The following is a 12,282-nucleotide window of genomic DNA, read 5'->3' on the forward strand; positions in this document are numbered from 1 at the left end:
GAAGCTAGGGCAGAGGGCAGTCCCCGTCGTCCCGAGGTCTTTTCAGGGGTGGCCCGAGGTGGTCATGCCGACAAGAATAGTTCCAGCATGAAATCTACTGAAGAAAGCGATCCATCCATGGATATCGAGCAATATGACATCATCCTCGTCGACGACAGCCCGGAAGTGGCCGAATTGACGCGCCTGGCGCTGGGCAGCCGCAAGCTGGCCGACAAACTGACCTGGTTTGCCGATGCCGAACTGGCCGAGGAATTCTTTTTCCAGGGGCAATACGCGCATCGCAAGGATCTGCACCCCTACCTGATCCTGCTCGATCTGAACCTGCCGCTGATGAGCGGCCATGATTTCCTGAAGATCATCAAGTCCAATGCCGCCACCTCGCATATCCCGGTGGTGATGTTCTCTTCCTCGGACGACCAGCGCGACATCAACCAGAGCTATGAACTGGGCGCCAATGGTTACGTCGTCAAGTCCACCGACCCCAAGGAATTCATGGGCACCGTGGTCGACACCGGCATCTACTGGCGCAATCGCAACCGCCCGGCACGCAACGGTGAAGATGCCTCGGCATCCCCGGCGGCAGCCTCCTGAGCGGAGCCACCGGTCGCCAGGCTGGTCTCCCAACGAAAAAGCGCGGTTGTGACCGCGCTTTTTTCATGACTGGCTGTGGGGTCGTGGGGCGGTGGGCCGCCCGGCTCGGCTCGGCTCGGCCTTTCACCCCGGAAATTGCCGCAGGCCATCCAGGTCGTTGATGGTGATGCTGCCGTAATCCACCTTCAGCAGGCCGGCCTTTTCCAGCACCTGCAAGGCCTGGTTGGCGCGCTGGCGCGAGGTGCCGGAGAGATTGCCGACTTCTTCCTGCGAAATCTGCAGGTTGCGGCCGATGCCGGGGTTCAGGTAGGGATTGAACAGGGCGGCCAGGCAGCGCGCGACGCGGGCGTCCGGCTCCAGCATGCGGTCGTATTCCACCAGCGAGATGAACAGCGCCAGGCGCTCGTTCAACTGCGTCACCAGGAAGCGGTTGAAGGGAATGCTGTTGTCCAGCAGCCAGATGTAGGTGGCCTTGGGCATGTACAGCAATTCACTCTCGCGCAGTGCCACCACGTCGTACTTGCGCGGCTCGTCCTTGAGCAACGAACCTTCGCCCAGCCAGCCACCATTGGCCATGCCGGCAAAGGAAACGGTCTTGCCCTCGGGCGAGACGCTGCTCATCTTCAGCAGGCCTTCATGCACGCCGATCCAGTGCGCGACCGGATCACCCTTGCGGCAGACATAGCCGCCGGCGGGAATCTTGCGGCTGACCACTTCGGATTCCACCCGGGCCAGTTGCTCTTCGGTCAGCGCCTGCGCCCAGATGCTCTTGGACAGCATGCGTCGAATTGATGTCTCCATGATGATGCGTCGCAATATCGAAAGTTTGTCAATTGTCGGTGAGATGACATCCAGTGGCAACCTCTCACTCTACTATCATCGCAAAAAAGGCCTGGACTAATCTGGGCCAAGCATAGAGACAGGACAGCTGGCATGCCCGACACAATGACTGCTGCAGTAAGAGCAGCGTAAGCCTGGCAGCACAGACTGATCCGACACCGGGTTCGCCTCGATACACGGAAAAGTGAACGAGCGAATCTTCGAACCTGCACAAGAAGGTGGGAAGATGGTGGAGACGAGACAAGACAAGGAAGTCGCGACCTTTCCGCGACTGTTGCTGGCGCATGCCCGCCAACGCCCCGAACGGGCTGCCTTCCGCGAGAAGGACCTGGGCATCTGGCAGAGCACGAGCTGGCGCCAGGTGGCCGACGAGGTGCGCAGCTTTGCCTGCGGCCTGGCGGCGTTGGGCTTCAAGCGTGGCATGAGCCTGGCCATCATCGGCAACAACTGCCCACGCCTGTACTGGGCCATGAGCGCCGCGCAGGCGCTGGGTGGCATGCCGGTACCGCTGTACCAGGACGCCCCGGCCGCCGACATGGCCTATGTGCTGGCCGACGCCAACGTCGACTTCGTCATGGCCGAAGACCAGGAGCAGGTCGACAAGGTCTTCGAGATCAAGGAAAACCTGCCCCGCATCGCCCACGTCATCTATGACGACGAGCGCGGCATGCGCAACTACCACCAGCCCGAGCTGCTGTCCTTTGCCCGTGTGCAGGAACTGGGTCGCGCCTACGAACACGCCCACCCCGACTTCTTCGAAAAGGAAGTCGCGGCAGGTTCGCCGGACGACGTCGCCATCATCCTCTATACCTCCGGCACCACCGGCAAGCCCAAGGGCGTGTGCCATTCGCACCGGGCCATGATCACCACCGCCACCACGCTGGTGGAGTTCGATCACCTGGACCAGGACGACGACATCCTGTGCTATCTGCCGCTGGCCTGGGTGGGCGACTTCCTGTATTCCTTCGCGCAGCAGCACGTCGCCGGTTTCTGCCTGAACTGCCCGGAGTCGCCCAATACCGTCATGACCGACCTGCGCGAGATCGGCCCGACCTATTACTTCGCCCCGCCGCGCGTGTACGAAAACATCCTGACCCAGGTCATGATCCGCATCGAGGATGCCGGCTGGCTCAAGCGCAAGATGTTCCATGGCTTCATGCGGGTGGCGCGCCGGGTCGGCATGCGCATCCTGGATGGCAAGCCGGGCGTGTCGCTGATGGACAGGCTGCAATATGTGCTGGGCGACCTGCTGGTCTATGGGCCATTGAAGAATGTGCTGGGCATGTCCCGCCTGCGCGTGGCCTATACCGGCGGCGAGGCCATCGGCCCCGACCTGTTCGACTTCTATCGTTCCATGGGCATCAACCTGAAGCAGCTCTACGGCATGACCGAGACCTGCGTGACCGTGTGCATGCAGCCCTCCGGCGACGTCAAGCTCGATAGCGTGGGCCGCCCCATGAAGGGCGTGGAAGTGCGCATCGATGACAACGGTGAGGTGCTGGTGCGTTCGCCCGGCCTGATGAAGGAATACTTCAAGCGTCCCGAGGCTACCGCCGAGGCCATCGATGCCAACGGCTACTTCCACACCGGCGACGCTGGCTTCTTCGACAGCGACGGCCACCTCAAGATCATCGACCGCGCCAAGGATGTCGGCAAGATGGCCTGCGGCAGCATGTTCGCGCCCAAGTACATCGAGAACAAGCTGAAGTTCTTCCCCTTCGTCAAGGAGGCGGTGACCTTCGGCAACGGTCGCGAGCAGTGCATGGCCTTCATCAACATCGACATGGATGCCGTGGGCAACTGGGCCGAACGGCGCAACCTGCCTTACAGCGGCTACACCGACCTGGCCGCCAATCCGGCGGTGTACGAACTGGTGCGCGAATGCGTGGAAAAGGTCAATGCCGATCTGGTGGCGGACCCGCTGCTGGCCGATTCCCAGGTCCATCGCTTCCTGATCCTGCACAAGGAACTGGATCCCGACGACGAAGAGCTGACTCGCACCCGCAAGGTCCGGCGCGGCTTCATCGCAGAGAAGTACGCGGTGCTGATCGAGGCGCTCTACGACGGTCGCCCGTCGCAATACATCGAGACCCAGGTCAAGTTCGAGGATGGCCGCCAGGGCATGATCGCGGCCGACCTGAAGATCGCCGAGGCCAAGACCTTCAAGACGCTGCAAAGCGCCGCCTGAGCAGCACGCAATACCGTCCCGGGCGCCTTGCAAGCGCGCCCGGCCAGCAGCGCAGCCCGACCAGACCACCGCTGAATGAATACCACCATGAAACGACACCTGTCTTCCGAAATCCTGCCCTCGGGCCTGCCCCCCGTGACCAGCCCCGATGAAGAAGCAGCGGCCGTGGCCGCCAACGGGCGCCGCATCGGCGAGGTCATCCTGGACCTGCAGAACATCTCGCTGTCCTTCGGTGGCGTGAAGGCGCTGACCGACATTTCCTTCGATGTGCGCGAGCATGAAATCCGCGCCATCATCGGCCCCAACGGCGCCGGCAAGAGCTCGATGATCAACGTCATCAACGGCGTCTATCATCCGCAGAAGGGTCAGATCCTCTATCGCGGCCAGCCGCGCCTGGGCATGCATCCCAGCGCCATCGCGCGCCAGGGCATTGCCCGCACCTTCCAGAACATCGCGCTCTTCAAGGGCATGACGGTGCTGGACAACATCATGACCGGGCGCAATACCAAGATGCGCTCGGGCCTGTTCTCCAACGCCCTGTGGTGGGGCGCGGCCCGCAACGAGGAAATCGAGCATCGCCGCAAGGTGGAGGAGGTGATCGATTTCCTGGAAATCCAGCACATCCGCAAGACCCCGGTGGGACGCCTGCCCTACGGCCTGCAAAAGCGTGTGGAGCTGGCGCGGGCGCTGGCGGCCGAACCGCACATGCTGTTGCTGGACGAACCCATGGCCGGCATGAACGTGGAAGAAAAGCAGGACATGTGCCGCTTCGTGCTGGATGTGAACGACCAGTTCGGCACCACCATCGTGCTCATCGAACACGACATGGGCGTGGTCATGGATATCTCCGACCGCGTGGTGGTGCTGGACTACGGCAAGAAGATCGGCGACGGCACGCCCGACGAGGTGATGAGTAATCCGGAAGTGATCAAGGCCTATCTGGGGACCTCGCACTGAGTCCGGGATCGGCGTGCAGTCAATAAATAATATAAATAATAAAAACAATATCGAAGGCGGTAGCAAGGAGACGACATGCAATTCTTCCTCGAAGTCACCCTGAGCGGACTGCTCTCCGGGTTGATGTATTCACTGGTGGCCCTGGGCTTCGTGCTGATCTACAAGGCCTCGGGCGTGTTCAATTTCGCGCAGGGGGCGATGGTCTATTTCGCCGCGCTGGCAGTGGTGGGCCTGATGGAAAAGGGCATGCCGATGTGGGCGGCCATCATCGGCGCCTTCGTGGTGATGATCCTGGTGGGGCTGGCCACCGAACGCTTCGTGCTGCGCAAGCTGGTCAACCAGCCGCCGATCACGCTCTTCATGGCCACCATCGGCCTGACCTTCTTCCTCGAAGGCCTGGGGCCCTTGCTGTTCGGCAGCGAAGTGCGTCCCATCGATCTGGGGATCGTCGACGAACCGATCCAGTCGGTGATGGACAGTGTCGGCATCGGCCTCTCCAAGTTCGACCTCTTTGCCTCCGGCATGGTGGTGGCGCTGGTGGCGGCGCTGGCGCTGTTCTTCCAGAAGACCAAGGTGGGCCGGGCGTTGCGGGCCGTGGCTGATGACCATCAGGCCGCGCTGTCGCTGGGCATCCCGCTGCAGCATATCTGGGCGGTGGTATGGGGCGTGGCCGGTTTCGTGGCGCTGATCGCCGGCCTGCTCTGGGGTTCGCGCAACGGCGTGCAGTTCGCGCTGACCATGACGGCGCTGAAGGCCTTGCCGGTACTGATCCTGGGTGGCTTCACCTCGATTCCCGGGGCGATCGTGGGCGGGCTCATCATCGGCGCCTCCGAAAAGCTGGCCGAAATCTATATCCCGCCGGTGATGCAGGATGCCTTCGGCGGCAACTTTGGCGGCATCGAAGGCTGGTTCCCGTATGTGTTCGCGCTGCTGTTCCTGCTGGTCCGGCCGGAAGGCCTGTTCGGCGAGCGGCACATCGATCGCGTGTGAGCGACATGTGAGCGGCATCTGAGCAGACTGCAGTGAGCACAGGACAAGGAGAACGACCATGCTGTACCGTGAAGCAGGACAATTCAAGACAAGCTACATCGCCGACAGCCAGATCTTTCCGATCCGTCAGGATCGCATCATCTTCACGCTGTTCATGGTGTTCGCCTTCGTGGCCGTGCCGCTGTTGGGCAGCGAATACTGGTTCTCGGCCATCCTGGTGCCGTTCCTGGTCTTTGCGCTGGCCGCACTGGGCCTCAATGTACTGACCGGCTATGCCGGCCAGCTCTCGCTGGGGTCGGCGGCCTTCATGGCGGTGGGGGCCTATGCGGCCTACAACTTTCAGTTGCGGGTGGAGGGTATCCCCATCGTCGCCACGCTGTTGCTTTCGGGGGGCTGCGCAGCGCTGGTGGGCGTGCTCTTCGGGTTGCCTTCGTTGCGCATCAAGGGCTTCTACCTGGCCGTGGCCACGCTGGCGGCGCAGTTCTTCGTGGTGTGGGCGCTGACCAAGTTCCCCTGGTTCTCCAACAACAGTTCCTCGGGCGTGATCAGCACGCCCAAGATCGACTTCTTCGGCATCGCCATCGACTCCCCGGTGCGCAAGTATCTGTTCGTGCTGGCCGTGGTGAGCGTGCTGGCGCTGGTGGCCAAGAACCTGGTGCGCTCCTCCACCGGACGTGCCTGGATGGCGGTGCGCGACATGGATGTGGCCGCCGAGGTGATCGGCATCCCCTTGATGCGCACCAAGCTGACCGCCTTTGCCGTCAGCTCCTTCTACTGCGGCGTGGCCGGGGCGCTGTATGCCTTCTGCTACCTGGGTTCGGTGGAGCCGGACGGCTTCTCGCTGGACCTGTCCTTCCGCATCCTGTTCATGATCATCATCGGCGGCGTGGGTAGCATCCTGGGCTCCTTCCTCGGCTCGGCCTTCATCCTGCTGCTGCCGATCTTCCTCGACAACGCACTGCCGCCGCTGGCCGCGCTGCTGCACCTGCCGTTCACCAATGCCACCGTGTCGCACATCCAGATGATGGTGTTCGGCGCGCTGATCATCTTCTTCCTCATCGCCGAGCCGCATGGGCTGGCGCGGCTGTGGCAGATCGCCAAGGAGAAACTGCGCCTGTGGCCGTTCCCGCACTGAGGGTTAGCCGAGTGACGCAACACTGCATCAAGGTAGGCGGGGACCGGATCACCGGCGCCCGATAAAAGTCGGCAACGACAACATAAAGGAGACGAGACCATGAAGACCATGAAGCATCTCAGGCAACTGGTGCTGGCGACCGCCTGTGCCGCCAGCCTGCTGTCGGCGGCGGCCCCGGCGCTGGCCCAGACCAATGACCAGTTCATTGCCATCCCCAGCTACCGCGTCGGCCCCTACGGGACCAATGGCCAGTCCTACTACGGCGGCTATGTCGATTACCTGAACTACGTCAACCTCAAGGAAGGCGGCGTCAACGGCGTCAAGCTGTCCTGGGAAGAGTGCGAGACCGAGTACAACAACGCCAAGGGCGTGGAGTGCTATGAGCGCATGAAGAACAAGAACACGGTGACCCACGGCACGGCCATCAATCCCATGGCCACCGGCATCTCCTACGCCCTCATCGACAAGACCGCCGAAGACAAGGTGCCGCTGGTGATGATCGGCTATGGCCGTACCGATGCGGTGGACGGCTCGGTGTTTCCGTATGCCTTCCCGCTGGTGACGACCTACCAGATGCAGGTCTCGGCCATCGTCAAGTACCTGGCCGGCAAGAACAATGGCTCGCTGGCCGGCAAGAAGATCGTCTTCCTGTACCACGATTCGGCCTATGGCAAGGAGCCCATCGTGGCGCTGCAGGCCGAGTCCTCCATCGGCAAGTTCAAGCTGGTGGAAATCCCGGTGGCCCACCCCGGCAACGAACAGGGCGCGCAGTGGCTGCGCATCCGCCAGGAAAATCCGGACTACGTCATCTTCTGGGGCTGGGGCGTGATGAACCAGACCGCGCTGAAGGCGGCGCAGAAGGTCGGCTATCCGCGTGACAAGATCGTCGGTTCCTGGTGGGCCGGTTCGGAAGAAGACACCATTCCGGCAGGTGAAGCTGCCAAGGGCTATCTGTCGGCGACCTGGAACGTGGCCGGCAAGGATGTCCCGGTGATCGCCGATATCGACAAGGTGGTCTATGGCGCAGGCAAGGGCAACATGCAGGACAAGAACAAGCTCGGTTCCATCCTCTACAACCGTGGCGTGTCGGCCGCGATTGCCACCGTGGAAGCGGTGCGCACCGCCCAGGACAAATACGGTAAAGGCAAGGTCATGAGCGGCGAGCAGGTGCGCTGGGGCTTTGAAAACCTCAACATCACCGATGCCCGCCTGAAGGCCCTGGGCGCCACCGGGCTGCTGCCGGAGATCAAGACCTCCTGCGAAAACCACGAAGGGTCGGGCAAGGTGAAGATCCAGCAGTGGGACGGCAGCAAGTGGGTGCTGGTGTCGGACTGGATCGAGGGTAACAAGAACCTGATCCACCCGCTGTTCAAGGCGTCCGCTGCGAAATATGCAAAAGAAAAAGGCATCACTCCTGCCTGCATGAAGTAGGCGCTTGCGCCGGCGGCCTTGCTCGTCTCCCACCGCCGCCGGCGCTTTTTTGGAAATGCGACAGACCATGAATGCCACACCGATTCCGACCAGTGCCAGCACCGCCCACAGCGCAGCCGCCCCGGCGGTGGCCAAGGCATTGGCCATCAACAATATCGAAGTGATCTATGACCACGTGATCCTGGTCTTGAAGGGCGTCTCGCTGGACGTGCCGGAAGGCAAGATCGTGGCGCTGCTGGGTGCCAATGGCGCCGGCAAGAGCACCACCCTCAAGGCCATCTCCAACCTGCTGCATGCCGAGCGCGGCGACGTCACCAAGGGCAGCATCGAGTTCCGTGGGGAGCGGGTGGACCGCATGACGCCCAATGACCTGGTCAAGCGCGGCGTGATCCAGGTGATGGAAGGGCGCCATTGCTTCGGTCACCTCACCGTGGAAGAGAACCTGCTCACCGGGGCCTACACCCGTGGCATCAGTCATGCCGAGGTGAAGCACGAGCTGGAAAAGATCTACGATTATTTCCCGCGCCTGAAGGTGCGGCGCAAGTCGCAGTCCGGCTATACCTCCGGTGGCGAACAGCAGATGACAGCCATTGGCCGCGCCATGATGGCCAAGCCTTCGATGATCCTGCTGGACGAGCCCTCCATGGGCCTGGCGCCGCAGATCGTGGAAGAGATCTTCGAGATCGTCAAGGACCTGAACAGCAAGGAAAAGGTCTCCTTCCTGCTGGCCGAGCAGAACACCATGGTGGCCCTGCGCTATGCCGACTTCGGCTACATCCTGGAAAACGGCCGGGTGGTCATGGAGGGCGCGGCCGGCGAGCTGGCCGATAACGAGGACGTCAAGGAGTTCTACCTGGGCGTGTCCGGCGCCGGGCGCAAGAACTTCCGCGACATGAAGTTCTACCGCCGCCGCAAGCGCTGGCTGGCGTAAGGGGAGGGCCTATGTCCGATCCCATCGAATTCATGCAGCAGCTGGATGCGCTGGAACGACGCGATCCGGCCCGGCGCGAAGCGCAACTGATGCAGGCCTTGCCGTCATTGCTGGCACGTGCGCAGAGCGCGCCGGGCTGGGCGCGCATCCTGGCGGGCATCGACGCGTCGACCATCCGTTCGCGGGCCGACCTGGCGCAATTGCCGGTCACGCGCAAGTCGGACCTGAAGGAGCTGCAGACCCGCGAGAGCCCCTTCGGCGGGCTCAACACCACGCCCGCGCGTCAATTGCGGCGGCTGTTCGTCTCGCCCGGCCCGATCTACGATCCCGAAGGCCATGCTGCCGACTGGTGGCGCTTTGCCAGCCCGATGAAGGCACTCGGCCTGCAGGCCGGCCACATCCTGCAGAACTGCTTTGCCTACCATTTCACGCCGGCTGCCTTCATGGTGGAAGGCGCGGCGGCCCGCCTGGGTTGCGCGGTCATCCCGGCCGGCATCGGCCAGACCGAACTGCAGGTCAATGCGATGACGGCCCTGAAGCCGGATGCCTATGTCGGTACGCCGTCCTTCCTCAAGATCATCATCGAGAAGGCGCAGGAAATGGGCGCCGACATCTCCAGCGTGCAGCGTGCCCTGGTCAGCGCCGAAGCACTGCCGCCGTCGCTGCGCCACTGGTTCCATGAACACGGCGTGCCGCAGGTGCTGCAGCTGTATGCCTCGGCCGACATCGGCAATATCGCCTACGAGACCATGAGCGACGGCGCCGTGCACCCCGGCATGGTGCTGGACGAAGCGCTGATCCTGGAGATCGTGCGGCCCGGCACCGGCGATCCGGTGGCCGAGGGGGAGGTGGGGGAGGTGGTGGTGACCTCCTTCAATCCGGACTATCCGATGATCCGTTTCGGTACCGGCGATCTGTCGGCGGTGGTGCGGGGCGTTTCTCCCTGCGGGCGCACCAATACCCGCATCAAGGGCTGGATGGGCCGCGCCGACCAGACCACCAAGGTCCGCGGCATGTTCGTCCATCCCTCGCAGGTGGCCGATGTGTTGCGCCGGCATGGAGACGTGCTGCGCGCCCGGCTGGTGGTCTCGGGCGAGATGGCCAATGACGTCATGACCCTGCATTGCGAAGTGGGTGATCCGGCCGACCCGGCGGTGGATGTCACGGCGCTGGCCGGCAGCCTGCGTGATGTGACCAAGCTGCGCGGCGAGGTTCTGCTGGTGGCGCCGGGCAGCCTGCCCAACGATGGCAAGGTGATCGAGGATGCGCGCAAGTATGAGTAGCGCGAAGGACGGGATGCGTTAAATTGTTTAGGTCACGGCTTGTGAAGGTGAAGGATCGCGCATAGAATCGTCGGCGGAACATGTGTTCCAACGTCGCTCGGACGGTTCCGGGCGCTTACGTGAAAGTCTTCCATGACGCAATCCGCCGATTCGCGCGATCCCTCGCGCACGCCTGACGTTTCTTCTTCCTCTTCCTCCCCCGTAGCACCCGCCGACGCCTTTCCGGTCAGCTTCCCGCGCATCGAGCGCCTGCCGCCCTACGTCTTCAACATCACCGCCGAACTGAAGATGGCGGCGCGCCGGCGTGGCGAAGACATCATCGACATGTCCATGGGCAATCCCGACGGCCCGACACCACCGCACATCGTCGAGAAGCTGGTGGAGGTGGCGCAGCGTCCCGATACCCATGGCTATTCGTCCTCCAAGGGCATCCCGCGCCTGCGCCGCGCCATCGCGCACTGGTACCGCAGCCGCTACGAGGTGGACTTCGATCCCGATAGGGAGGCCATCGTCACCATCGGCTCCAAGGAAGGTCTGGCGCACCTGATGCTGGCCACCCTGGACAAGGGCGATACGGTATTGGTGCCCAATCCCAGCTACCCCATCCACATCTACGGCGCAGTCATCGCCGGCGCCAACATCCGCTCGGTACGCATGAGCCCGGACGTGGACTTCTTCGATGAGCTGGAACGCGCCGTGCGCGAGAGCTATCCCAAGCCGAAGATGATGATCCTGGGCTTCCCCTCCAACCCGACCGCGCAGTGCGTGGAGCTGGAATTCTTCGAACGGGTGGTCAAGCTGGCGCGGGAACACCAGATCCTGGTGGTGCATGACCTGGCCTACGCCGACATCACCTTCGACGGCTGGAAAGCGCCCTCCATCATGCAGGTGCCGGGCGCGCGCGAGGTCGCGGTGGAGTTCTTCACGCTCTCCAAGAGCTACAACATGGCCGGCTGGCGGATCGGCTTCATGGTCGGCAATGCCCGTCTGGTGGCGGCCCTGGCGCGCATCAAGAGCTATCACGACTATGGCAGCTTCACGCCGGTGCAGGTGGCGGCCATTGCGGCACTGGAGGGCGACCAGGCTTGCGTGGAGGAAATCCGCGCCAACTACGAAAAGCGCCGCAACGTGCTGGTCAAGGGCCTGCACGAGGCCGGCTGGATGGTCGATGTACCCAAGGCCTCGATGTACATCTGGGCGCGCATTCCGGAGCCCTATCGCCAGTTCGGCTCGCTGGAGTTCTCGCGCATCCTGCTGGAACAGGCCAAGGTCTGCGTCTCGCCCGGTATCGGCTTCGGCGAATATGGTGATGAGTATGTGCGCTTCGCCCTGATCGAGAACGAATCCCGTATCCGTCAGGCCATTCGCGGCATCAAGACCATGTTCAAGAACGCCAAGGGGGCGTGAGGCAAGGTTACAGTCGAGGCGACGCCGGAACTGCGCCGCCTTGCTGAGGTCTTAGCTGAACCTTCAGTTTTTTGATGATTAATATGATTAAAAAAACAATATTCGCCACTCTGTTCGCGCTTGCAGCCTCCGCTGCCGTCCTGCCGGTGGCGCAGGCCCAGGTGTCGGTCAACATCAATATCGGCGCGCCGCCGCCGCCCCGTGCCGAGCCCTTGCCACCACCGCGTCATGGCTATGTGTGGGCACCGGGTTTCTGGGACTGGGACGGGCATCGCCATGTCTGGCGCGAGGGCCATTGGATGCGTGAGCGGCCCGGCTACGTCTACGCCGCGCCGGTCTGGCATCAAGGTCCGCGTGGCTGGGAGCTGCAGCGCGGCGGCTGGCGCGGCGGCCCGCCGCCGGGTCGGGGGCCACGTGATCATGACCGCCATGACCGCCATGACGATCGTGGTCCCGGTGACGGACCGGGCCACGGACCGGGCTGTCCGCCGGGGCATGCGCGCAAGGGTGAGTGCTGATCCAGCCGCAG

At 63.0% G+C, this 12,282-nt stretch carries 11 protein-coding genes; 10 read left to right on the forward strand and 1 reads right to left on the reverse strand.

From position 1 onward, the window contains the following. Positions 1-117 precede the first annotated feature (117 nt). Complete coding sequence (locus I5R65_RS00105) at positions 118-591, forward strand: response regulator (RefSeq protein ID WP_180670955.1); 474 nt, start codon at positions 118-120, stop codon at positions 589-591. A 123-nt stretch (positions 592-714) separates the two neighbouring features. On the opposite strand, the gene I5R65_RS00110 is transcribed toward I5R65_RS00105, so the two are convergent. Then, a complete protein-coding gene (locus I5R65_RS00110; RefSeq protein ID WP_180670875.1) occupies positions 715-1,392 on the reverse strand; it encodes a Crp/Fnr family transcriptional regulator in 678 nt (225 codons plus the stop codon). A gap of 265 nt (positions 1,393-1,657) precedes the next feature. Between I5R65_RS00110 and I5R65_RS00115 the strand changes: the two genes are divergently transcribed. The 9 genes from I5R65_RS00115 to I5R65_RS00155 all read left to right on the forward strand — a co-directional run bounded on the left by I5R65_RS00115 (position 1,658) and on the right by I5R65_RS00155 (position 12,271). Beyond that, a complete protein-coding gene (locus I5R65_RS00115; protein ID WP_180670876.1) occupies positions 1,658-3,619 on the forward strand; it encodes a long-chain fatty acid--CoA ligase in 1,962 nt (653 codons plus the stop codon). A gap of 75 nt (positions 3,620-3,694) precedes the next feature. Further along, positions 3,695-4,576, forward strand: a complete 882-nt coding sequence (locus I5R65_RS00120) for an ABC transporter ATP-binding protein (protein ID WP_077238110.1) — start codon at positions 3,695-3,697, stop codon at positions 4,574-4,576. Between the two features lie 75 nt (positions 4,577-4,651). Continuing rightward, positions 4,652-5,566 carry a branched-chain amino acid ABC transporter permease gene (locus tag I5R65_RS00125; RefSeq protein WP_006463904.1) on the forward strand — a complete coding sequence of 305 codons (915 nt, stop codon included), beginning with the start codon at positions 4,652-4,654 and terminating at the stop codon, positions 5,564-5,566. A gap of 58 nt (positions 5,567-5,624) precedes the next feature. Beyond that, the gene (locus tag I5R65_RS00130; protein WP_180670877.1) at positions 5,625-6,701 is read left to right on the forward strand and encodes a branched-chain amino acid ABC transporter permease; all 1,077 of its coding nucleotides are present in this window, start codon (positions 5,625-5,627) and stop codon (positions 6,699-6,701) included. 99 nt (positions 6,702-6,800) lie between these two features. Continuing rightward, positions 6,801-8,132 carry an ABC transporter substrate-binding protein gene (locus I5R65_RS00135; RefSeq protein ID WP_180670878.1) on the forward strand — a complete coding sequence of 444 codons (1,332 nt, stop codon included), beginning with the start codon at positions 6,801-6,803 and terminating at the stop codon, positions 8,130-8,132. 67 nt (positions 8,133-8,199) lie between these two features. Next, positions 8,200-9,063, forward strand: a complete 864-nt coding sequence (locus I5R65_RS00140) for an ABC transporter ATP-binding protein (protein ID WP_180670879.1) — start codon at positions 8,200-8,202, stop codon at positions 9,061-9,063. An 11-nt stretch (positions 9,064-9,074) separates the two neighbouring features. Continuing rightward, on the forward strand, positions 9,075-10,346 hold the full coding sequence (locus I5R65_RS00145) for a phenylacetate--CoA ligase family protein (RefSeq protein ID WP_180670880.1): 1,272 nt from the start codon (positions 9,075-9,077) through the stop codon (positions 10,344-10,346). Between the two features lie 132 nt (positions 10,347-10,478). Then, a complete protein-coding gene (gene alaC / locus I5R65_RS00150) occupies positions 10,479-11,753 on the forward strand; it encodes an alanine transaminase (RefSeq protein ID WP_180670881.1) in 1,275 nt (424 codons plus the stop codon). An 86-nt stretch (positions 11,754-11,839) separates the two neighbouring features. Beyond that, entirely contained in the window at positions 11,840-12,271 is a 432-nt protein-coding gene (locus I5R65_RS00155; RefSeq protein WP_370461016.1) for a YXWGXW repeat-containing protein, read from the forward strand. Positions 12,272-12,282 lie beyond the last annotated feature (11 nt).

Source organism: Herbaspirillum sp. AP02, assembly GCF_015767275.1.
Taxonomy (GTDB): Bacteria; Pseudomonadota; Gammaproteobacteria; order Burkholderiales; family Burkholderiaceae_D; genus Herbaspirillum.

Bases quoted from the DNA above. Each gene is read 5' to 3' on its own strand.
- I5R65_RS00135 (WP_180670878.1), top strand. From the start codon at position 6,801: ATGAAGACCATGAAGCATCTCAGGCAACTGGTGCTGGCGACCGCCTGT.
- I5R65_RS00140 (WP_180670879.1), top strand. From the start codon at position 8,200: ATGAATGCCACACCGATTCCGACCAGTGCCAGCACCGCCCACAGCGCA.
- alaC (WP_180670881.1), top strand. From the start codon at position 10,479: ATGACGCAATCCGCCGATTCGCGCGATCCCTCGCGCACGCCTGACGTT.
- I5R65_RS00145 (WP_180670880.1), top strand. From the start codon at position 9,075: ATGTCCGATCCCATCGAATTCATGCAGCAGCTGGATGCGCTGGAACGA.
- I5R65_RS00105 (WP_180670955.1), top strand. From the start codon at position 118: ATGGATATCGAGCAATATGACATCATCCTCGTCGACGACAGCCCGGAA.
- I5R65_RS00130 (WP_180670877.1), top strand. From the start codon at position 5,625: ATGCTGTACCGTGAAGCAGGACAATTCAAGACAAGCTACATCGCCGAC.
- I5R65_RS00120 (WP_077238110.1), top strand. From the start codon at position 3,695: ATGAATACCACCATGAAACGACACCTGTCTTCCGAAATCCTGCCCTCG.
- I5R65_RS00110 (WP_180670875.1), bottom strand. From the start codon at position 1,392: ATGGAGACATCAATTCGACGCATGCTGTCCAAGAGCATCTGGGCGCAG.
- I5R65_RS00115 (WP_180670876.1), top strand. From the start codon at position 1,658: ATGGTGGAGACGAGACAAGACAAGGAAGTCGCGACCTTTCCGCGACTG.
- I5R65_RS00125 (WP_006463904.1), top strand. From the start codon at position 4,652: ATGCAATTCTTCCTCGAAGTCACCCTGAGCGGACTGCTCTCCGGGTTG.